The organism is Bradyrhizobium sp. LTSP849, assembly GCF_000938255.1.
Classification (GTDB): domain Bacteria; phylum Pseudomonadota; class Alphaproteobacteria; order Rhizobiales; family Xanthobacteraceae; genus Bradyrhizobium.
Genome location: NZ_JYMR01000008.1, coordinates 81,411 through 100,056, shown reverse-complemented (window position 1 = coordinate 100,056; position 18,646 = coordinate 81,411). Strand labels below are relative to the sequence as shown.

The following is an 18,646-nucleotide window of genomic DNA, read 5'->3' as shown; positions in this document are numbered from 1 at the left end:
ATTAGTGCGTCTCCAGCCGCAGCCCGTCATAGGCCGGCACCACGCCCGCGGGCAAAGATTGCCGGATCACTTCGTAATCGACGTCGGCCGTCATGTTGGTGATGACGGCGCGCTTCGGCTTGAAGCGTTCGATCCAGGACAGCGCATCGTTGATGCTGAAATGGCTGGGATGGCCAGTGTAACGTAAGCCGTCAACGATCCAGAGATCGAGATTCTCCAGCGCGCCCCAACTCTCGCGCGGAATGTCGTTGAGGTCGGGCGTGTAAGCGGCATTGCCGATGCGATAACCGAGCGCGGGGATCTGGCCGTGCTGGACCAGGAAGGCGGTCATCGTGACGTCCCCGCCCTTGCCACTGATGGTCTGGCTCTCTCCCGCCTCGATCGAGTGATGGCTCAGGATCGGCGGATAGTCGCTGCCCTCAGGCGAGATGTAGCAATAGGAGAACCGCGCCATGATGTCGTTGGCGGTGGACTGGTTCATGTAAACCGGAATGCGCTTGCGCATGTGAATCACGACCGAGCGCAGATCGTCCATGCCATGAGTCTGGTCGGCGTGCTCATGGGTCAGAAAGACCGCGTCGATGTGATCGACATCCGTCGAGATCAACTGCTCACGCAGGTCGGGCGAAGTGTCGATCACGATGCGCGTGGTGCCGTGGCCTGATGTCTGTTCGACCAGCAGGGAGCAGCGTCGGCGGCGGTTCTTGGGATTATGGGGATCGCAGGCACCCCAGCCGAGTGCCGGGCGCGGCACGCCGGCGGAGGAGCCGCAGCCCAGGATCGTCAGCGTCAGTGTCATGCGGCTCCTGCTCTTACGCTTTCACCTTGGAGAACAGGCGGAAGAAGTTTTCACTGGTCTGGCGCGAGATCTCTTCGAGCGACACGCCGCGCGTCTCGGCGAGCACCTTTGCGACCTCGACCACATAGGCCGGCTCGTTGCGTTTGCCCCGAAACTTGCCGGGCGCAAGATAGGGCGAATCTGTTTCAACTAAAATACGGTCGGACGGCAGTTCGGCCGCGAGCGCGCGCAAGGCCTCCGACTTCTTGAAGGTCAGGATGCCCGTGAAGCCGATATAGAGCCCCAGCGACACCGCCTTCAGCGCCAGTTCGCGCCCGCCCGTGTAACAATGCAGCACGGCGCGAAACGATCCCTTTGCCGCTTCCTCCTCCAGGATGCGGCCGCAGTCCTCGTCGGCCTCACGGGTGTGGATCACGAGCGGCAGGCCGGTGGCGCGAGCCGCGGCAATGTGGGCACGAAAGCCCCTCGCCTGCGCCTCCGGCGAGCCGTCGTCGTAGAAATAATCGAGCCCGGCCTCGCCGAGCGCGACGACCTTGGGATGCTGGGTCAGCGCGATCAACTCGTCCGGCGCGATACCGTCTTCCTCATCCGCGTTGTGCGGATGGGTGCCGACCGAGCAATAGACGTCGTCGTAGCGCTCGGCGATTGCCAGCAGATCCTTCAGCCGCCGCACCCGCGTCGAGATCGTCACCATCCGGCCGATGCCGGCCGCACGTGCGCGCGACACGATCCCGTCGAGATCCTCCGCAAAGTCGGGAAAATCCAGATGACAGTGGCTATCGACCAGCATCGTGCGAACGCCTTACGCCGCCGGCTCGATGTAGCGCGGGAACGCCGGCGTCGGCGCCGGTAGCGTCGAGCCGGGCGCGATGCGCCTGGCGCCGCCAAGCATGGTGAAGTCGCGCTCGCCCGCGGGGATGCCGAGGCTGTCGAGCAGCAATCCCGAGGCTGTCGGCATCGCCGGCTGGGCCAGGATTGCGATCTGGCGCACGACCTCGGCGGTGACATAGAGCACCGTCTTCTGGCGTGCCGGATCGGTCTTGGCGAGCGCCCACGGCGCCTCGCCCGCAAAATAGCGGTTGGCTTCCGCAACCACGGCCCACACGGCGTTGAGCCAGTGATGGATCTGCTGCGTCGCCATGGCCTCGCGGGACGCTGCGAGCATTGCGTCCGCCTGGGCCAAAATCGCCTTGTCGTTGTCGCTGAATTCGCCGGGCTCCGGCAGCACGCCGCCGAGCTGTTTGGCGATCATCGACAGCGAGCGTTGCGCGAGGTTGCCGAGATCATTGGCGAGATCGGCGTTGATGCGCGCGACGATGGCTTCGTGGTTATAGTTGCCGTCCTGGCCGAACGGCACCTCGCGCAGGAAGAAATAGCGCATCTGATCGACGCCATACTGGTCGGCGAGGTTGAAGGGGTCGACCACGTTGCCGACCGACTTCGACATCTTCTCGCCCCTGTTGAACAGGAAGCCATGGGCATAGACCCGCTTCTGCACGGGAATGCCGGCCGACATCAGGAATGCCGGCCAGTGCACCGCATGAAAACGGATGATGTCCTTGCCGATGATGTGCAGGTCGGCCGGCCAATAGCGCCAATTCTTGTCGCTTTCGTCAGGGAAGCCGACGCCGGTGATGTAGTTGGTCAGAGCGTCGACCCAGACATACATCACGTGCTCTTCGTCGCCGGGGACCTTGACGCCCCAGTCAAACGTGGTGCGCGAGATCGAAAGATCGCGCAGACCGCTTTTGACAAAGCTGACCACCTCGTTGCGGCGCGCATCCGGGCCTATGAAATCCGGATGCTCCTCGTAGAGCTTCAGGAGCTTGTCCTGATAGGCCGACAGGCGGAAGAAATAGCTCTTCTCCTCGACCCACTCGACCGGAGTGCCTTGCGGGCCAAGACGCACGCCGTCGTCGTTCACGCGCGTTTCGTCCTCGGCGTAGTACGCCTCGTCGCGAACCGAATACCAGCCGGAATAGGCGTCGAGATAGATGTCCCCATTGGCGGCCATGCGCCGCCAGATCTCCTGGCTGGAGCGATGGTGCTGTTCTTCGGTGGTGCGGATGAAACGGTCGAACGACACGTTCAGACGCTCGTCCATCTCCTTGAAGCGGGCGGCATTGCGGGCGGCGAGCGCCGACGGGGTGAGACCCTCGTTCTGCGCGGTCTGGATCATCTTCAGGCCGTGCTCGTCGGTGCCGGTCAGGAAGAACACGTCCTTGCCATCGAGACGCGCGAAGCGCGCCAGCACGTCGGTCGCGATCGCCTCATAGGCGTGGCCGATATGAGGGCTGCCGTTGGGATAGGCGATCGCGGTCGTGATGTAGAAGACGTTGTCACGGGCGGGCGCCGCTACAGACGCAGCCGGCTTCGGTGCAGGCGGCGCCTTGGGTTTCGAGATCTTGGGATTCGACACCTTGGGCTTCACAGCCTTCGGCGGAGCGACGGCGGGAGCCGGTGCGGAGGGAGGCGCCGTCACCGTCGTCTTCTTGGTTACCTTCTTCGCCGGCGTCTCCTTCGCGGAAGCCTTGACGGGCTTTTTTGCTGGCGCTTTCTTGGTAGCCTTCTTGGCGACGACCTGCTTTTTCGCAGCCTTTTTGTCGACCTTCTTTGCGGTCTTCGCAGCTTTCTTTCGAGTCGCGTCTTGCTTCTTTTTCTTTGCAGCGTTCTCTTTTTCAGCCTTCGCTTTTGCTCGTTCCTTTGCGGCCTTCTCTCGCGCTGCTTTCGCTCGACGCTTCTGTTCCGCTAGCTTCTTCGCCGCAGCCCGTTCGGCAGCAGTAGGCGACTTCTTTTTTGCCTTACGCTTGCTCAATTTATTCTTTGGCTTCTTCGCTGCCACCACGAATTCCTTCACCGGATTCTCAAAATTTGGAAACGAACCTGCGCCTAGCGCGTTGCGTCCGCCAGCCAGCCGAACACCGAGAAAACCAACGGCTTTCGCTCCAGATTGTAGGTTTCGGTGTCGCGCGCAGCGCGGACGATCTTTTCCCATACCTCTGCAAGGCGCGCAAGGCGCGGCAGGTTCTGGTTGGCATTGGCCTCATCGGCGTGCAGGCGTTCCGCGATCCAGCGGTCGATGCCGTCGATGAAGGCCGCGAGCGCGACGCGGTCGCTGGTGCCAAGCGAATCGCCGAGCGTATGTAATTCGCGCGGATCGACCTGCGGCAAACGTGCCAGCAGTGCCGCCGTGCGCTGTTGGAGCTTGAGCGCATCGCCGCCGAGCAGCGTCAACGCCCGCGCGACGCTGCCCTCGGAGGCCTCAGCGGCTTCGCGCAGCGCCAGGTCGGTCGGAGCGAGCTCAGCGGTTGCGGCCGCAGCAGCAATCACCTCGTCGGTCGCGAGCGGGCGCAGGCGCAGCTTGCGGCAGCGTGACTGAATTGTGGCGAGCACGCGCGCCGGCGCGTGGCTCACCAGCAGGAACAGCGATTGCTGCGGCGGTTCCTCGAGAATCTTGAGAAGCGCATTCGCCGCATTTGGATTGAGCTCATCGACGGTGTCGACGATGCAGACGCGCCAGCCTTCGGCCGCCGCCGTCGAGCCGAAGAACGAGATCGTCTCGCGCGTCTCGTCCACCGTGATCACGGTGCGCATCACGCCGCGGTCGTTGGCTGTCCGCTCCAGCGTCAACAGGCCGCCATGCGAACTGGCCGCGACTTGCCGCGCCACGGGGTGGTTGGGATCGATCGCGAGGTTTTCGGCGCGCTGCACGGAAGGCGCCAACGGCTGGCCGTGCGCGAGCACGAAGCGCGCCATGCGATAGGCCAGCGTCGCCTTGCCGATGCCCTGCGGCCCGCCGATCAGCCAGGCATGCGGGATGCGGCCGCTGCGATAGGCCGCGAGCAGCGCCGTTTCCGCCTCGCGATGGCCGTACAGAAGGCTGGTCTCGCGCGGGTGCGGAATGGCGCTCTCGCGCTCGGCTTGACGCGGGCTCATGCTGAAACCACCGATGCCGGCGTAGGAAGCAGACGTTCGCGCAGCGCGGTCCAGACGCGGCTAGCGACCGTGTCGAGGTCGGAATTGGCGTCGATCAGCACGCAGCGCCCGGGCTCATCTGCCGCGATCTTGCGATAGGCCTCGCGCAGGCCCTGATGAAACTTGAGGTTCTCACCCTCGAACCTGTCAGGTGTGCCGCTGCCGCGCCGCGTGGCGGCGCGCTGCAAGCCGATCTCGACCGGCAGGTCGAGGACGATGGTGAGATCCGGCTTGAGATCGCCGATCGTGACCCGCTGCATCGCGTTGATGAGCGCGGCCGGCACGCGGCCGAGGCTGCCCTGATAGGCTCGCGTCGAGTCGGCGAACCGATCGCACAGCACCCAGGTGCCTTGACTGAGCGCGGGCGCGATCAATGTGCGGACATGGTCGTCGCGCGCGGCGGCAAACAGCAGCGTCTCGGCCTCGGGTCCGAGCAGCTTGCCCATGCCCGACAGCACCAGATGGCGCATGATCTCGGCGCCAGGGGAGCCGCCGGGCTCGCGCGTGACGAGGGTGCGCAACTTGGCCGCATTGAGGCGGTCGGCAAGCTTCTTGATCTGGGTCGACTTGCCCGTCCCCTCGCCGCCTTCAAAGGTGATGAAGCGTCCGCGTCCGGACGGCCGCTGTCCCGCGATCTCATTCATGATCAGAGCTTCTCGGCGCCTGCGCGAAACATGCCGATCACGAGCTCGCTGGCGCCGTCGATCGCGCGCCGAACGGTCGAGCCGGTACCGATCGCTTCGGCGGCATAGACCGGCGTCTCCACCGCGATGTTGCCGCTGCGCCAGACCCGCACCACGCCGACCTTCTGGCCGGCCTCTACAGGCGCACGCACCGGGCCGCTATAGACGACGCGCGCGATCAGCTTGTCGCCGCCGCTCTTGTGCACCATCACCTTCACGGGCTCTTTCGCGACGAGCTTCACCGAGCGGCTCTCACCGCCAAACACCTTGGCGTAGCCGACTTGCTGGTCGGCAGCGATCAGCGTGCGGGTCTCGAAATTGCGAAAGCCCCATTCCAGCATTTTCTTGGCTTCGGTGGCGCGGTCCTCGGGATCTTCCAGCCCGTTGACCACGACGATCAGCCGCGTGCCGTTCTGCACGGCCGAGCCGACCATGCCGTAGCCGCCTTCCTTGGTGTAGCCGGTCTTCAGGCCATCAGCGCCTTCCATCGAATTCAGCAGCGGATTGCGGTTGGGCTGGCGGATCTTGTTCCAAGTGTACTCCTTCTCGCCGAACAGCTTGTAGAATTCGGGGAAGTCCAGGATGATATGGCGGGCGAGGATTCCGAGCTCGCGCACCGTCATCTTGTTGCCGGGGTCCGGCAAACCGTTGGAGTTGCCGAAGGTCGATTTGGCGAGGCCAAGTTCGCGAGCGCGCTTGGTCATGAAATCCGATGCGAAGATGCGCTCGCTGCCGGCGATGCCTTCGGCGAGCGCGATGCAGGCGTCGTTGCCGCTCTGGATGATAGCGCCATGCAGGAGGTCGTCGACCGAGACCTTGCTGTTGATCGCGGCGAACATGGTTGAGCCGCCGGAGGGCGCCCCGCCCCTGCGCCAGGCATTCTCACTGATCCGGTATTCGTCGGTCAGCTTGACGTCGCCCTTCCTGATCGCGTTGAACACGACTTCCGCGGTCACAAGCTTCATCATGCTGGACGGCGCGCGCAGCTCGTCGGCGTTCTTCTCGAACAGCACGCTGCCAGAGGAGGCCTCGATCAGGATCGCGGTGGGGGCATCGCCGTCAAAGCCCGCGTCCTCGGTTTTCTTGGCGCCCTGGACGCTCTGGTTGGCGGCATAGAGGACCCCGCCCCAACTGACGCTCGCGACCAGCAGCCCGGCAACGAGCCCGCGCATCAAGGCTCCGGCCGTGAACCGGGTGAGATGCAGCGAAGTGAGAGGAAATGCCATGGCGAAGCCCTGAGAGCGGCGTTCTAACAGTTGGAACCGGTGCGAACAACACGAGGATGGCTGCTTGCCCCGGAGATTGCACGATTCTCATCGCGCCCCTATCGTGGCACCTGATGTTTCTCGACCAAACCCCTGAAACAAGGCGGAAAAGCGATGTCATCCACCCGCGTCGTCAAGGCCAATGGGATCGACCTCTTCATCCGCGAGGCCGGCCAGGGACCGCTGGTGGTGCTGTGCCATGGCTGGCCGGAATTGTCCTATTCCTGGCGGCATCAGATTCCGGCGCTCGCGGCCGCCGGATTTCACGTCGTCGCCCCCGACATGCGCGGCTACGGCGAAAGCTCGGCGCCGTCCGACGTGGCCGCCTATTCAATCTTCGACATGGTCGGTGACGTGGTGGGCCTGGTCCAGGCGCTCGGCGAGACCAAGGCGATTGTGGTCGGCCACGACTGGGGCGCGCCGGTCGCTTGGCATGCGGCACTGTTCCGTCCCGATGTCTTCACGGCTGTCGCGGGCCTCAGTGTGCCGCCACCGTTCCGCGGCCGCGGCAAGCCGCTCGAGCTGTTGCGCAAGGGCGGCGTGACCAACTTCTACTGGCAGTATTTCCAGGCCCCGGGTGTCGCGGAAGCCGAGTTCGAGCATGACGTCGCCCGCACCATGCGCACCGTGCTCGGCGGGCGTGGACTTGCCGATCCGGCCGCCGCGATGTTCGTCCAGGAGGGCAAGGGCTTTCTCGGGCACGCGACGGAAGAGGAGCCACTGCCGGCGTGGCTGAGCGAGGCCGACCTTGCTTATTTCACCGAAGCCTTCCGCAAATCCGGTTTCCGCGGCGGGCTGAACTGGTATCGCAACCTCGATCGCAATTGGGAGCTGACCGCGCCCTGGCAGGATGCGCAGATCCACCAGCCCTCCCTCTTCCTTGCCGGCTCAGACGACGCCGTTATCACCGGGCTGATCGGCGCCAAACGCGTCAACGAGCTGGAGCGCGTGCTGCCCAATCTCACACGGAAATTGATCATCGAGGGGGCCGGCCATTGGGTGCAGCAGGAGCGGCCGGACGAGGTCAACGCCGCGCTGATCAGATTCCTGAGGGAGAGTGCGGCTTAGTACAGCCCGCGACCGCTCAGGATGCCGCGGGCCTCGGCAGCGCCGTCAGACGGGCCATTGTCTGTCGCGTAGCGGCCGTCCTCGTCATAGGACACGGCGCGGGCGTTCTGGAGCGCGCGGCCACGGCTGCGGCTCGAGGCCGACATCTCCGAGGTCGCATTGATCGAGGCGACATCGGCTGAAGTGTTGCCGAGATTGTAGGGCCGCCCCTCCGGCGTCGGAACCTCGCCGCGGATGGCGCCGCGGGTCGATGACGGCAGCTCCGGCACGAAGGGCCTCGCCGAGGCGACCCGGACCATCGAGGGCGACGGCGCCGGAACGCCGGTGCGCAAGGTGGCCATTAACTGGCGGTCGTCGGAGCCTTCAAGCGGCGCCCGGCCGACGTATTCGACGCGGACCCTGGCGATACCATTGCCTTTGAATTCAAGGAGTTCGGCGGCTTTGTTCGAAACATCGATAAGCCGGTTGCCGTGATAGGGCCCGCGGTCATTGACGCGGACGATCAGAGACATGCCATTCGAGAGGTTGGTCACCCGCGCATAGGACGGCATCGGCAGCGTCGGATGCGCCGCCGTCAGCGAGCCCATGTCGAACACTTCGCCATTGGCAGTCTGGCGGCCGTGGAAATCGTCGCCGTACCAGGACGCCATGCCCTCGGCGCGGTAGTTGACGTCCTCCTCCGGCACGTAGGTCCGTCCTCCAACCACATAGGGCTTGCCAACGCGGTAGGTGCCGCCCCCCTTCGGGACTGGATCACCCCAAGCTACGACCCGCGGGCTCGAGGACACGCCGTATTTCGGGTCGACGCGGCTGGCGAATTTGCCCGACGAGGCGCAATTGGCGAGCGCTAGGCAGGTGGCGACCGCCGCAACGCTACGCGCGGCCCGCACCACCGAATCTGATCGTCGGATCCCCATTCGCCCCAAATACCATTTCGCCGGAGATGGACCCAACCCGCTTTGGCTACGGGGATCACCTTCCGGTCCGCAAGCTCCGAGGCGGCCCACCACCGCGCTCGGAAGTCGCGACGATAACGCAACCGGAACACGGCGGAAATGGGGAGCCCACAGCGTTCGCGCCGAGATGGTAAACAGGACGTTCGCCCTTCCCCGTTGATCTACGGAGCACGACAGCCTCGTTTGTGCCAGTCCTGAACAATCTGTTGCGCCAAATCCTCACTCCACCCCCATTGTCTCGATTCTCACTGGAATTCTTTTGACTGTGCAGGGCCGCCCGCGTTTTCTCGCGTGCAAGGGCGGATTGGAATTTAACGATGATCGAGACGGTTTCGGCACTGATGGGTTTGGTAAGCGCGGGGATCTTCCTGGCCCATGCGTTTGAAGGCTACCGCACGAGGGCCTGAAGGCACTCGCGCGGGCGACATTGCATCACCTCTTCATGACAGCGCGTTCGGGCAATTTTAATCGATCCGACCGAGCATCAAAGACGAGAGCAGCAGGTGTCCCATGCGCAACCATGACCTCGTATCCGATGGCTTCCTGGCATTGACCGCTGGCGGTCTTTTCCTGCTCTGCTCGAGCCTTGTGGCTCTGGCCTTCGGCTGATCCTCCAACCGCGCTTCCACCTTGCGAGACCCGCTGCACTACTGCGACGCAGCATGCGTATTTGTCCGGGATAGCTCTACTCCCGTTTAGTTGATTGAATTTTCGCGGTCGGCGCCTCGACTCATTTCAAGAGGCCATCACCAACGAGGGTGACGCACATGCTTGCCGAGAAATTCTTCCTGGTCCTGGAATCGCTGATCCGCGGCGACCGCACCTATCCTGACGGAAGTCCCCGGGTCATCAGCACCTCCCCGCACGTGCCGGTGCAGATGCCGAACCAGAAGTAACTGAGGCTCCTTCTCAGGCTCAGCCACGCGCCATTCAGCGCAAACCCAACAGCGAGCGGCGGTAGAGGCTGTCGCGGGCTTCATTCAGGCAGACGAAGCTTCCCTCAAAACCCTGGCCGTAGCGCTTCTGTCCCCTGGCGTAGTAGACGCCTTTCCTGAAATCCAGCCACACCACCTTGTCGACGGGGCAATGCCGCTGCGCCTGCGCCGCATCGCGAAATGGCGTCAGCGGCAACGCCGACACACCCGTGGTACCGGTACAAAGGATCACGATCGCGCTGAGCGCGATACCGGCGATATTGCAGGACACCTGTCGGCCTCCGATCCGGGCCGTGTGCGCGACGGCCTTTCGGGCAGGATAGCACGGGACGGCGCGATCCCCAGGCCGCGAGCAGGATCGCGTCTTCCGTCGGCCATCTTGCCGGGCTACATGGGATCAACGTCACTTCAACGCGTGGACACCGAATGTCGGCCGAGCCTGAAACCAGCACCGGACCCCGCCCGCCAGCGCCGCGCCTGGCCCTGTTGCCAATGATCATCTTCGGCTCGCGCTGGCTGCAACTGCCGCTCTATCTCGGGCTGATCGTGGCGCAATGCGTCTACATCGTGCTGTTCCTGAAGGAGCTCTGGCACCTCTCCTGGCACGCGATCGACCTCACCGAACAGCAGATCATGATGAGCGTGCTGGCGCTGATCGACGTCGTGATGATCTCGAATTTGCTCGTGATGGTCATCGTCGGCGGCTACGAGACCTTCGTCTCCCGGCTCGATCTCCAGGGCCATCCCGACGAGCCGGAATGGCTCGGCCACGTCAATGCGAGCGTCCTCAAGATCAAGCTCGCGATGGCGATTATCGGCATCTCCTCGATCGCGCTGTTGCGCACCTTCATCGAGGCCGGCAATCTCGGCTCGGACCGCGCCGGCTTTACCGAGACAGGCGTGATGTGGCAGGTGCTGATCCACATCACCTTCGTGGTCTCGGCGATCGGTATTGCCTATGTCGACAAGCTCAGCGACAGCGGCATGCGCAAGCACGCCGAGTGAGGCGGGTCGCCTTGGCCCTTCGCCTCAAGCCACGGCACAGCTTGGTGCAGGCCGACCGGACGTGCCCGTCAGCTCCGCACCAGCCTGATCGGCTAAGCGACGATGTTTACTGTTCGTTAAGCAGACTCACGGCCGCATGGCTTTGGGGACATCGAGAGCCGACGCATGAACAGAGAGCTTCGGGAATTTCGACGGCTTGAGCGTGTGTGCCTGGAGCAGGCTGCGCTCTCGACCATGGACCTCGCCCGAACCGGGCTTCTGAAGGTGGCCGACGACTGTCGCCTCGCAGCCGAAGCCATCGAGGCGCAGGCCCCGGCCCGCGGGCCATTGGCTGGTGCCGTCCAAGCACTGAAGATCGCTCTGAACGCCGCGCTCCCTTCCCGGCACTAAGCCAGGCCATTCGCGTTTAGTGAGAATACCTGCGCGAGGCTTGTCCGGTCAGCCTTTGCTCGAGGCCGTCTCTTTGCCAGCAGCTTGCTCGCGCGCGAGCCGTTCGGCCCTCAGCCGCTCACGGTTGGCATAAAGCGCCTTCTGCGCGGCCTCATGGTCGCGCATGGCCTTTTCCGCCTCGATCCGGCGCGAAGCATCGCGCGCCTGGCGCTGTTCAGGAGTCAGGGGTTTGCGTCGGAAGGAAATATCTTCTGTCATGGCGCGATAACGCGGGGATGAGGAGAAAGTTCCACGAGACGCACTTGACGGTGCATTTGGATCCGACGGAAAGAGGTGAGTATTCAGCCTCTTAACGGGATAGGAGGAGGATCGGTTCTCAAGGCGGGTTCCCTCGGCCTCCCCTTCCCTTGGCAAGCGGCGCTCGTCGCACGATCAGGGTCAGCACAAAAACTCGAAAACAACCCCATGCACAGTAGCTAAGTCCCAGCGGCACAATACTTTTGGCATCCGCGGCAACGCCGTTTGACCCGTCGGGCAAAACAATGGCATTCTGCCATCTTCGGAAAATCCGTTGAGAGCTTTGTCGAGGCTGTTTACGTTGCGCCCCTCGCCCCAGCATCTTGCCGATCATCGTCATACCCAACTCACGCTCGGCTGCATTGCTGCCGCGATCGGCGCTATGTTATGCTCGTCGCAGAACCGGGAGTTTCTTGATGCGCAAAATCGCCGTCGCCGTCATGCTTGCCCTGATCGCCGCCCCCGCGCTGGCGCAGGACCATGTTCAACAGTATGGCGAACAGCCCAAGGATAAGACGCCGTCGGAGAAGGCGGAAGACGATCGGGCTGAGCGCGCCTATCAACGCTCCCTCAACAATGTTCCGAACCAGAAGCCGGTCGATCCGTGGGGAACTGCCCGCGGCGATGATACGTCGAAGAAGTCGGCCGCGCCGGCCAAGCCGGCTGTGAAGCAGTCGTCTAAGGCCAAGAGCGGCAGCACCGCCAATTAGCAAAGATGCGTGAAAGGGCGGCTCGCTTCGTCCGCACCACGACGCGCAGTAGCTCGGGATTGAGAATTTGACTCGTGCCGGCGCGCCGCTTCGATTGGTGGCATGCCTCGATCTGTCCGCCGCCACACGCCTACGCACGCCGACGGCCGGCCGATCAAGATTACCTTCGGCAAGATGCGGGAGATGGGAGTGCGCGGCCTCCTCGTCTATTGCCATTGTGGCCATCATGTTGCTCTGGACGCCGACCGCTGGTCGGACAAGGCAGACACTTCGATGGCGCAAGCGAATGGGAAATCTCACCGCACTGAAAGTGAAAAACGCCAAGGCCGGCGACAAGCTCGCCGACGGTGATGGGCTAAGGCCGGACGTCGACAACAACGGGAACGCGAGTTGGGTCTTCCGATTCAAATCGCCTGCGACTGGCAAAGAAAGGTTCATGGGTTTGGGTCCGTTCCGGGACGTGGGCTTGGCGTCATTTCGTTGCCGCTTCCACGGCATCCAGGAGCGTCATGTCGCGGTGTGATTCGCAGAACCGCGAGACCCTGTTGGCATTGCGGTTGAGAGCCTGTGTGTCGACGATGGGATTATTCCGGCGACCAGCATAGAAGCCGCTCAGCCAGACATTGACGGTTTGACTATGGGTAATGCGTTGCGTGATATACTGATCGCAGGTAATTTTGGAAACGTCGACCATGACCTGGGCTTTGGCTGCTTCAATCGGAGCCATCGTGCCGAACAGTGCGAAGACAGGTCCGAGAACTCTGAATCTAGCCATCTGTAGTCCCACCAGCGACTATCCCTTTTTCACACGGTTCTGCATGCGATGAAGCATCCGCTTGACCTGGATCAAAGGAAGCGCGGGCATGTGGAAAACTGCGGCGAGATAGGCCAATTTGGCACGACGTCGCCGGAATGCAGCGGTCTCGCCTTGGGACGCGATTGGCCCGTAAAGGCCGATCAACCCAGTTCCAGCTCCAAGTGAATCGCCTGCGGGTCTCGCGTCGCCGCGGGTTTGAACCCAAGCTTTTCGAACACCCTACGCATCGCGGTATTCTCCGGCAACACCTCTGCTGTCAGTCCCTTGAGCCCGGCCTTGCGCCCGAGTGCGGTAAGGTGACGCGCCAGCATGGCGCCGACGCCGCGGCCTTGCCAGGCATCAATGACGACGAACGCCATCTCGGCGCGTCCGGGTTCGAAGACGACGTATCGGCCGCCTCCTATGATCATTGTGCGGCCGGTCTGCTCGACCTGGGCCACCAGGGCAACGTGATTACTGAAATTGATATCCATGAAGAACGCGCGCTCTTTGTCGGAGAAATGGCGCTTGATCCCGAAAAATCGGCGCTGCAACGACTGCGCGCTGGTCTGGTCCAGCGCACCGAGCATGCCGTCCTCGTCTTCCGGCCGAAGCGCCCGGATTTCGACCAGGCTGCCGTCGCGCAGTTGCTCGCATACACTGTAGTTGGCGGCATCCGACATGCGGCTCTCGTCGCGGGAGATTCGGACAGGGCGACTGCCCGGTCGTAGACATGAGCCGAGGGCCGGCCGCTGTCGCTTGATCTGGATCAAGTGCACGGTGTGAACGCGGCGGCCATGCTTGGCGGCCGGTCAGTGCACAGTCGACCCATGCAGGTGGGATCGCGGAGCCGTGGGGCTTGGTCTGGATATCGTTCATAATACCTTGGCGGAGCGGCGTGATGATCACAGTTCCGGAATTGGTGTCACAAGCTCTGGGCGCGTTTCTAACGACGGAAACCAGAGACAGGTTTGGCGCTTCGCACGCCGGTCTGACCGAGCTGCTTCCTTTTGCGGCCAAGCTCACCCTGGAGTGCATCGGCAACAGCGACGCCCTGTACCACAATATCGAGCATACGTTGCTCGTGACCCTTGCCGGGCACGACATCCTGACGGGACGAGCGCTGCTGCGGCCTACCACGGCAAATGACTATGCGAACTTCATTCTGGCATGCCTTGCTCATGACATCGGATATGTGCGGGGCGTCGTTCAAGGCGATGAGGACGAGCTGTTCGTTGCAGACGTGAACGGCCGCACTGTTCGCCTGCCGCGAGGATCGTCCGACGCAGCGCTGGCGCCCTATCATGTCGATCGATCGAAACTGTTCGTGCTGGAGCGGCTGGATTCCGTCGAGGCGCTGGACGCGGACAGGGTCGCCCGGGCAATAGAATATACTCGGTTTCCCTACACCATATCCTCGAATGACAGCCTGATCGAAGAGGAGGGGCTGTTGCTGCGGGCCGCCGATCTCATCGGCCAGCTTGGCGACCCCAACTATCTGAGGAAGTCGAACGCGCTGTTCTACGAGTTTGAGGAGATTGGGCTGAACAAGACGTTGGGTTACGCAACGCCAGCGGACATCGTCTACAAATATCCCCAGTTCTATTGGAGCAACGTCGCTCCCCAGATCCAGCCGGCGATACGCTATCTCAACGTGACGTCTCGCGGGCGTCAGTGGATAGCCAGTCTCTACGGCAACGTGTTCAGGGCCGAGCGCGAGATGAACCTGTCCGGACCGCAGCTATAGCAGGCGCCGACCGTCTTGATCTGAATCATGCTCTCAGCTCCGGCCGAAGCCGCGTCCCTCCCCCGATGCGTTCAGCTTCCTTTGGGAGTGGTCCTTGACTGCGACTCGCCAAGGCCGGGATTGATGGCGAGCGACGCTCCGGCGGCGCCGCCGGCTTCATAGGCCGTCATCGACACCATCCGGCTGGTGCTGCGCTGGGTCCGGATCTTGAGGTCGAGCTTGTCGAATTCTGCATCGACCACCGAAGTCTTGAGGACGACCAGCCCGCGGCCGGTGCTTTCGTTAACCTGATCGCGACTGACCTTGATCGCCACCAGCCTGTCCGCGATTGAGGCCACCATTCCGAGCGCGAAGGAGGCATTGGCCAAATGCCGCTCCTGGTGCCGGAACCGGGCGTAGTCGACCGAGGTCTTGAAGCGGCCAAGCTCAGTGCGCACGGCGCCGTCGATCAATTCGGCCAGATAATGCGCGACCTCGACATCCGCGCCGAGACCGAAGAACACATAGCTGCTCTCGCCGGCCGCGTTCTTCTCGCGCCAGACCCGACAATCGCAGAAATGAGCGACCGCGCCGATGCAGTCGTCCAGAGGAATTCGCTTCTTGCGATGGGTCTCGTAGACCCTCCGTTCGCACGGCGACGCGCGCAGCTCGACGTCGGAGAGCGATAAATCGTGGCGATCCAGCAGTTCGGCGACCTTGGCGGCGGCAGACAGCGCCTCGTCCTCGGTGCAGCCATTGGCGATGGTTTTGGCGCGCAACGCCTGAATGCGAAGCTTCAGCTTGTCGAGCGCGGCCGGATTGAACGTCTGATTCACCGATCACCTGCCCGGGAATGCCCAACCGACAGGCCCCGGGCGGCTTTACTGGCGGAAGGGTGCCCCCGTCAACGCCTTTGAAATCAAGCGCCTTATCGATCTTGGGTGCAAGACATCTACGGTCCTGGCTACGGAGCGTCCCGCTGTCCGGCTCTTCCGATGTGATCGTCTAGCTGGACCTGCGGTGTCACCTCATCGAAATCGTGATCTGGCTGATGTTGGCCGCGAGTTCGAGTCCCGCCTTCGGTCCCTGCAACGCGATGGTCACGCCCTTCTCGTTGCGCAGGTGAACGCCGTTGACGCCACCAACCAACGCAAAGCCGCCGCCGACGGAGCTGTAGGTGCCGGCAAAGTCGCCGACGTCGCCGATGCCGGACGCCCAGCCATCAAGCCGGCCGACCGTCGCGCCGACGGTGATGCCGAAACTCATGCCGGTGATGCTGAAGGGATAGGACTTGCCGCGATACGTCAGCACACCGCTGCCGGCGCCGCCGCCGATCAAGAGGCCGGCCTTGACGACCCTGGCGCGGACATGGCCGGCGGCTTGCGCGAAGGATTGCGTGCACGGGGCGGCAAGCGCGAGCGTCAGGACGAGGATCACGATCAAGCGAGATGCCCGCGGGCGCAGCATTATTCGCCATTCAGGGTTTCGCAGCATCGACCTTCTTCCAGGTCTGGTCGGGATCAAACAGCGTCGTGCGCGGTGCGACGAACTCGGTCCGTGGTCCCAAGTCTTTCTGATAGACAGTGCCGGCGTGATTGACCAGGAAGGTCATGACGCCGGAATTGCCGTACTCGGCGGGCCAGGCGATCAGTGCAAAGCCACCGATCATCTTGCCATTGACGACATAGTTGAGCGCGCCGCCCGGCGCGTTTGACCCCTGCCCCTTCAGGATACGGAAATAGTAGCCGTGATAGGGCGCCGGCCCGTCCTCGGCCTTGTAGCCCTCGCTCGATGCCTGTGCCGCCAATGCGCCGAGCGGGCTAGGGTCGCTGTCGTCGCGCCAGAACAACCCGTCCTTCTTGCCTGCACTGCTGACAATGCGCTGCGCGTACACGCCGGCCCCCTCGCCGCGATCCTTGTCGGCGTATTCGTTCTCGGCATCGGCGAAGGCGAGGCTGGTCTGGATCGCATCGAGCTCATTGCGGCCGATACGGCGATACAGCACCTCGATGCGGCCTTCGGCATTATCGAATTCCCAGCCGGTCTTGGTGTTGGCGAGTGGAATCGGAAACGGGAAGTCATCCGGTCCCAGCATCAGCGTCGCCTTCTTGTTGCCCTCCGTCTTGATCGAATGTTTGGCGTCATACATCGAGCTGAAGCGTTGCCGGATGTCGGCGTCGGCGACTTCGTCGCCGGACGAGACGATGTCCTGGGCGGCGCTGCCGAGCACTTTCAGGATGGCCCTGTCCGGGCCGCTCTTGACGGCGGCCGCGAGCGCTGCCGCAGCCTCCTCCGGTGTCGGATAGGACTGCTGCGCCTGGGATGGCGAACTCATGAGCGCCAGCGCCATGATGACCGGCAAGGTCGCACGAAGAAGCAATTTCAAGCCCATCATGGCGTCACCTCCGCGGGGATCCTCGCGCCACCGGCGAGCCAATCTCGGTAGGTGCGAAGCTTCAAACCGAGCTTTTCGTAATAGACCCGGAGATAGCCATCGGCTCCTCGGGTGACCGCTTTCGGCATCACCTCTTCGACCTCCTGCGCGATGACGCCGACATAAGCCTTGTCGCTGCCGATATAGCTGAAGCGGTAATAGCCGAGGCCGTTTGCGAGGTGGCCGAGCAGAACAACATCATGCTTCAGCGCGATGTCGGAGCGCCGCCCACCGCCACCACCCCCGCCGCGACCGCCTCCTCCGCCACCACCATGGAAGCCACCGCCCCCGCCACCGCGTCCCGCGAAGCTCGCGCCACCACCGCCGCCACGCGGCCCCGCGCTCGCCATGCTGGACCGACCGCGGGCCGATGCCGCTGCCGCCGAGCGGCCCGACGATACGTTCAACGCGCCGCCGCCACCACGGTTCGCGGCCTTGGCGCCGCCGCTCTTTGCACCAGCGTTCTTGGCACCAGGATTCTTGGCACCAAGATTCTTGGCACCGGCGTTCTTGGCACCACCCTTGGCGGCACGATCACCACCAGCCTTGGCGCGATCCCCCGCGCCCTGACGGTCACCACCTCGATCGCCTGCGCGGTCTCCTGCACGATCTCCAGCGCGATCTCCAGCACCTGGCCGGTCCTGTCCCGGCTTCAACACCTGCTGTCCGTCGCGCCCGCGGAAATCCATGCGGTCGGCCGCACCGGCCTTCAAATTGCTATTGCCGAAGCGCTGCTGAACATTCGCGTTGTTGTAGCGTACGCCCTGGCGATGCGCCGGATTGTGCTGCCAGCCGTTTCCAATGTTCGTGGTCCGGTGATTGATATAGACGTTGCGGTTGCCCCAGTTGCAGCCGCCGCCCCAATAATTGCCCCAGCGGCCGATGGCCCAGGCCGTGCCGAAGGCAAGACCCGCCGCGACGACGCCTGCACCGATGTAGGACGGGTAGCCGAAATAGTAGGGCGGATACTCCGTGTAGGGCCACGCTCCGCAAACCGTTGCCGGCTCGTAATACGGCACGTACATCGTGTCGGCGACGGCCGGTTCGATCACGATCACCTGCTTGCTTTCCTGGGTCTGGACGCTGACCTTTTGCTGCTTGGTGGTGACAAGCTTCTTGTTGTCATAGGCCTTGGTGCGCAGGCGCTGGACCGCATCCATCACATCCGGCTGCTGCGCGAGCACGGCGTCGCCGAGCGCCTTGGTCCAGTCGAGCTTGTCGCTCATCATCGTGAGGACCTCGGCAGTCGAGGCCAATGCCTTGATGCTGTCGTCCCAGGACTGCTTCTCGACCTCGGTCTTCAGTGCATCGCCCTTCAGGCTCTTCTCTTTCAGCCAGCGATCGGCCTGCACGACCTCCAGGGGATAGGTCGATGCCGCCAGGACATTGGCGAGCAGCTCGTCGGGATAGAGGGCGATCGGGGCCACCAGCGCCTCGAGCTGCTCGGGCTTCAGCAGCTCGGCAACCGGCGCCGGCGGACTTGCCGGCTGCACCTGCGTGCTCGGGGCTGCCGGCGGCGTGGCCTGCGCCATGGCAGCGCTGGGAACCGCCGCCACAAGCGCAAGCGCCATCAGGGTCTTGCCGCAGTGAAACATCACAACCTCCCC

22 protein-coding genes are annotated in these 18,646 nt (G+C 63.4%); 7 read left to right on the top strand and 15 right to left on the bottom strand.

The features are described 5' to 3' along the window. Position 1: 1 nt before the first annotated feature. From UB31_RS06960 to UB31_RS06935, 6 genes are all read right to left on the bottom strand, one after another. Positions 2-799 carry an MBL fold metallo-hydrolase gene (locus UB31_RS06960; protein ID WP_045010335.1) on the bottom strand — a complete coding sequence of 266 codons (798 nt, stop codon included), beginning with the start codon at positions 797-799 and terminating at the stop codon, positions 2-4. 13 nt (positions 800-812) lie between these two features. Further along, the gene (locus tag UB31_RS06955) at positions 813-1,589 is read right to left on the bottom strand and encodes a TatD family hydrolase (RefSeq protein WP_045007329.1); all 777 of its coding nucleotides are present in this window, start codon (positions 1,587-1,589) and stop codon (positions 813-815) included. 12 nt (positions 1,590-1,601) lie between these two features. After that, entirely contained in the window at positions 1,602-3,614 is a 2,013-nt protein-coding gene (metG, locus tag UB31_RS06950) for a methionine--tRNA ligase (RefSeq protein ID WP_082078435.1), read from the bottom strand. A gap of 74 nt (positions 3,615-3,688) precedes the next feature. Next, on the bottom strand, positions 3,689-4,735 hold the full coding sequence (locus UB31_RS06945) for a DNA polymerase III subunit delta' (protein ID WP_045010334.1): 1,047 nt from the start codon (positions 4,733-4,735) through the stop codon (positions 3,689-3,691). Further along, positions 4,732-5,418: a dTMP kinase gene (gene tmk, locus UB31_RS06940; protein WP_045010333.1), complete on the bottom strand. Its 687-nt coding sequence runs from the start codon at positions 5,416-5,418 to the stop codon at positions 4,732-4,734. The genes UB31_RS06945 and tmk overlap by 4 nt, the downstream gene beginning before the upstream one ends. A gap of 2 nt (positions 5,419-5,420) precedes the next feature. Further along, positions 5,421-6,683 (bottom strand): D-alanyl-D-alanine carboxypeptidase family protein, encoded by a 1,263-nt coding sequence (locus UB31_RS06935; RefSeq protein WP_045010332.1) that lies wholly within the window; start codon positions 6,681-6,683, stop codon positions 5,421-5,423. Between the two features lie 153 nt (positions 6,684-6,836). Here UB31_RS06935 and UB31_RS06930 point away from each other — a divergent pair, with 153 nt between their 5' ends. After that, positions 6,837-7,790 carry an alpha/beta fold hydrolase gene (locus tag UB31_RS06930; protein WP_045010331.1) on the top strand — a complete coding sequence of 318 codons (954 nt, stop codon included), beginning with the start codon at positions 6,837-6,839 and terminating at the stop codon, positions 7,788-7,790. On the opposite strand, the gene UB31_RS06925 is transcribed toward UB31_RS06930, so the two are convergent. Beyond that, complete coding sequence (locus UB31_RS06925; RefSeq protein ID WP_045010330.1) at positions 7,787-8,707, bottom strand: septal ring lytic transglycosylase RlpA family protein; 921 nt, start codon at positions 8,705-8,707, stop codon at positions 7,787-7,789. The two genes, UB31_RS06930 and UB31_RS06925, sit on opposite strands and share 4 nt — an antisense overlap. An 806-nt stretch (positions 8,708-9,513) precedes the next feature. Between UB31_RS06925 and UB31_RS42800 the strand changes: the two genes are divergently transcribed. Continuing rightward, the gene (locus UB31_RS42800; protein WP_283806071.1) at positions 9,514-9,642 is read left to right on the top strand and encodes a hypothetical protein; all 129 of its coding nucleotides are present in this window, start codon (positions 9,514-9,516) and stop codon (positions 9,640-9,642) included. A gap of 34 nt (positions 9,643-9,676) precedes the next feature. Here UB31_RS42800 and UB31_RS06920 read toward each other — a convergent pair whose 3' ends face one another. Then, on the bottom strand, positions 9,677-9,940 hold the full coding sequence (locus UB31_RS06920) for a hypothetical protein (RefSeq protein ID WP_045010427.1): 264 nt from the start codon (positions 9,938-9,940) through the stop codon (positions 9,677-9,679). A 167-nt stretch (positions 9,941-10,107) separates the two neighbouring features. Between UB31_RS06920 and UB31_RS06915 the strand changes: the two genes are divergently transcribed. After that, complete coding sequence (locus UB31_RS06915) at positions 10,108-10,686, top strand: TIGR00645 family protein (RefSeq protein ID WP_045010329.1); 579 nt, start codon at positions 10,108-10,110, stop codon at positions 10,684-10,686. A 165-nt stretch (positions 10,687-10,851) separates the two neighbouring features. Continuing rightward, positions 10,852-11,076: a hypothetical protein gene (locus UB31_RS06910; protein ID WP_045010328.1), complete on the top strand. Its 225-nt coding sequence runs from the start codon at positions 10,852-10,854 to the stop codon at positions 11,074-11,076. A gap of 48 nt (positions 11,077-11,124) precedes the next feature. On the opposite strand, the gene UB31_RS06905 is transcribed toward UB31_RS06910, so the two are convergent. Continuing rightward, positions 11,125-11,334, bottom strand: a complete 210-nt coding sequence (locus tag UB31_RS06905) for a hypothetical protein (RefSeq protein ID WP_045007338.1) — start codon at positions 11,332-11,334, stop codon at positions 11,125-11,127. A 455-nt stretch (positions 11,335-11,789) separates the two neighbouring features. Between UB31_RS06905 and UB31_RS06900 the strand changes: the two genes are divergently transcribed. Continuing rightward, positions 11,790-12,083 (top strand): hypothetical protein, encoded by a 294-nt coding sequence (locus tag UB31_RS06900; RefSeq protein WP_045010327.1) that lies wholly within the window; start codon positions 11,790-11,792, stop codon positions 12,081-12,083. Positions 12,084-12,309: 226 nt separating this feature from the next. Beyond that, positions 12,310-12,606, top strand: coding sequence for an Arm DNA-binding domain-containing protein (locus UB31_RS43000; protein WP_502691248.1), 297 nt, complete (start codon positions 12,310-12,312; stop codon positions 12,604-12,606). Here UB31_RS43000 and UB31_RS40245 read toward each other — a convergent pair. Together UB31_RS40245 and UB31_RS06890 are read right to left on the bottom strand one after the other, a co-directional pair. Then, positions 12,556-12,858, bottom strand: a complete 303-nt coding sequence (locus UB31_RS40245) for an HdeA/HdeB family chaperone (protein ID WP_082078428.1) — start codon at positions 12,856-12,858, stop codon at positions 12,556-12,558. The genes UB31_RS43000 and UB31_RS40245 overlap by 51 nt on opposite strands. A gap of 182 nt (positions 12,859-13,040) precedes the next feature. Next, positions 13,041-13,562, bottom strand: a complete 522-nt coding sequence (locus UB31_RS06890; RefSeq protein ID WP_045010325.1) for a GNAT family N-acetyltransferase — start codon at positions 13,560-13,562, stop codon at positions 13,041-13,043. A gap of 218 nt (positions 13,563-13,780) precedes the next feature. Here UB31_RS06890 and UB31_RS06885 point away from each other — a divergent pair, with 218 nt between their 5' ends. Then, a complete protein-coding gene (locus tag UB31_RS06885) occupies positions 13,781-14,626 on the top strand; it encodes a metal-dependent phosphohydrolase (protein ID WP_045010324.1) in 846 nt (281 codons plus the stop codon). A gap of 71 nt (positions 14,627-14,697) precedes the next feature. Here UB31_RS06885 and UB31_RS06880 read toward each other — a convergent pair whose 3' ends face one another. From UB31_RS06880 to UB31_RS06865, 4 genes are all read right to left on the bottom strand, one after another. After that, positions 14,698-15,441, bottom strand: coding sequence for a DUF7168 domain-containing protein (locus UB31_RS06880; protein WP_045010323.1), 744 nt, complete (start codon positions 15,439-15,441; stop codon positions 14,698-14,700). A gap of 187 nt (positions 15,442-15,628) precedes the next feature. Continuing rightward, positions 15,629-16,042 (bottom strand): hypothetical protein, encoded by a 414-nt coding sequence (locus UB31_RS06875; RefSeq protein ID WP_502691249.1) that lies wholly within the window; start codon positions 16,040-16,042, stop codon positions 15,629-15,631. 40 nt (positions 16,043-16,082) lie between these two features. Next, complete coding sequence (locus UB31_RS06870; protein ID WP_045010321.1) at positions 16,083-17,000, bottom strand: DUF2950 domain-containing protein; 918 nt, start codon at positions 16,998-17,000, stop codon at positions 16,083-16,085. Next, complete coding sequence (locus UB31_RS06865) at positions 16,997-18,634, bottom strand: DUF3300 domain-containing protein (protein WP_045010426.1); 1,638 nt, start codon at positions 18,632-18,634, stop codon at positions 16,997-16,999. Before UB31_RS06865 ends, UB31_RS06870 begins: the two co-directional genes overlap by 4 nt. Positions 18,635-18,646 lie beyond the last annotated feature (12 nt).

Bases quoted from the DNA above. Each gene is read 5' to 3' on its own strand.
- UB31_RS06960 (WP_045010335.1), bottom strand. From the start codon at position 799: ATGACACTGACGCTGACGATCCTGGGCTGCGGCTCCTCCGCCGGCGTG.
- UB31_RS06955 (WP_045007329.1), bottom strand. From the start codon at position 1,589: ATGCTGGTCGATAGCCACTGTCATCTGGATTTTCCCGACTTTGCGGAG.
- UB31_RS06945 (WP_045010334.1), bottom strand. From the start codon at position 4,735: ATGAGCCCGCGTCAAGCCGAGCGCGAGAGCGCCATTCCGCACCCGCGC.
- tmk (WP_045010333.1), bottom strand. From the start codon at position 5,418: ATGAATGAGATCGCGGGACAGCGGCCGTCCGGACGCGGACGCTTCATC.
- UB31_RS06935 (WP_045010332.1), bottom strand. From the start codon at position 6,683: ATGGCATTTCCTCTCACTTCGCTGCATCTCACCCGGTTCACGGCCGGA.
- UB31_RS06930 (WP_045010331.1), top strand. From the start codon at position 6,837: ATGTCATCCACCCGCGTCGTCAAGGCCAATGGGATCGACCTCTTCATC.
- UB31_RS06925 (WP_045010330.1), bottom strand. From the start codon at position 8,707: ATGGGGATCCGACGATCAGATTCGGTGGTGCGGGCCGCGCGTAGCGTT.
- UB31_RS42800 (WP_283806071.1), top strand. From the start codon at position 9,514: ATGCTTGCCGAGAAATTCTTCCTGGTCCTGGAATCGCTGATCCGCGGC.
- UB31_RS06915 (WP_045010329.1), top strand. From the start codon at position 10,108: ATGTCGGCCGAGCCTGAAACCAGCACCGGACCCCGCCCGCCAGCGCCG.
- UB31_RS06910 (WP_045010328.1), top strand. From the start codon at position 10,852: ATGAACAGAGAGCTTCGGGAATTTCGACGGCTTGAGCGTGTGTGCCTG.
- UB31_RS06905 (WP_045007338.1), bottom strand. From the start codon at position 11,334: ATGACAGAAGATATTTCCTTCCGACGCAAACCCCTGACTCCTGAACAG.
- UB31_RS06900 (WP_045010327.1), top strand. From the start codon at position 11,790: ATGCGCAAAATCGCCGTCGCCGTCATGCTTGCCCTGATCGCCGCCCCC.
- UB31_RS43000 (WP_502691248.1), top strand. From the start codon at position 12,310: ATGTTGCTCTGGACGCCGACCGCTGGTCGGACAAGGCAGACACTTCGA.
- UB31_RS40245 (WP_082078428.1), bottom strand. From the start codon at position 12,858: ATGGCTAGATTCAGAGTTCTCGGACCTGTCTTCGCACTGTTCGGCACG.
- UB31_RS06890 (WP_045010325.1), bottom strand. From the start codon at position 13,562: ATGTCGGATGCCGCCAACTACAGTGTATGCGAGCAACTGCGCGACGGC.
- UB31_RS06885 (WP_045010324.1), top strand. From the start codon at position 13,781: ATGATCACAGTTCCGGAATTGGTGTCACAAGCTCTGGGCGCGTTTCTA.
- UB31_RS06870 (WP_045010321.1), bottom strand. From the start codon at position 17,000: ATGATGGGCTTGAAATTGCTTCTTCGTGCGACCTTGCCGGTCATCATG.
- UB31_RS06865 (WP_045010426.1), bottom strand. From the start codon at position 18,634: ATGTTTCACTGCGGCAAGACCCTGATGGCGCTTGCGCTTGTGGCGGCG.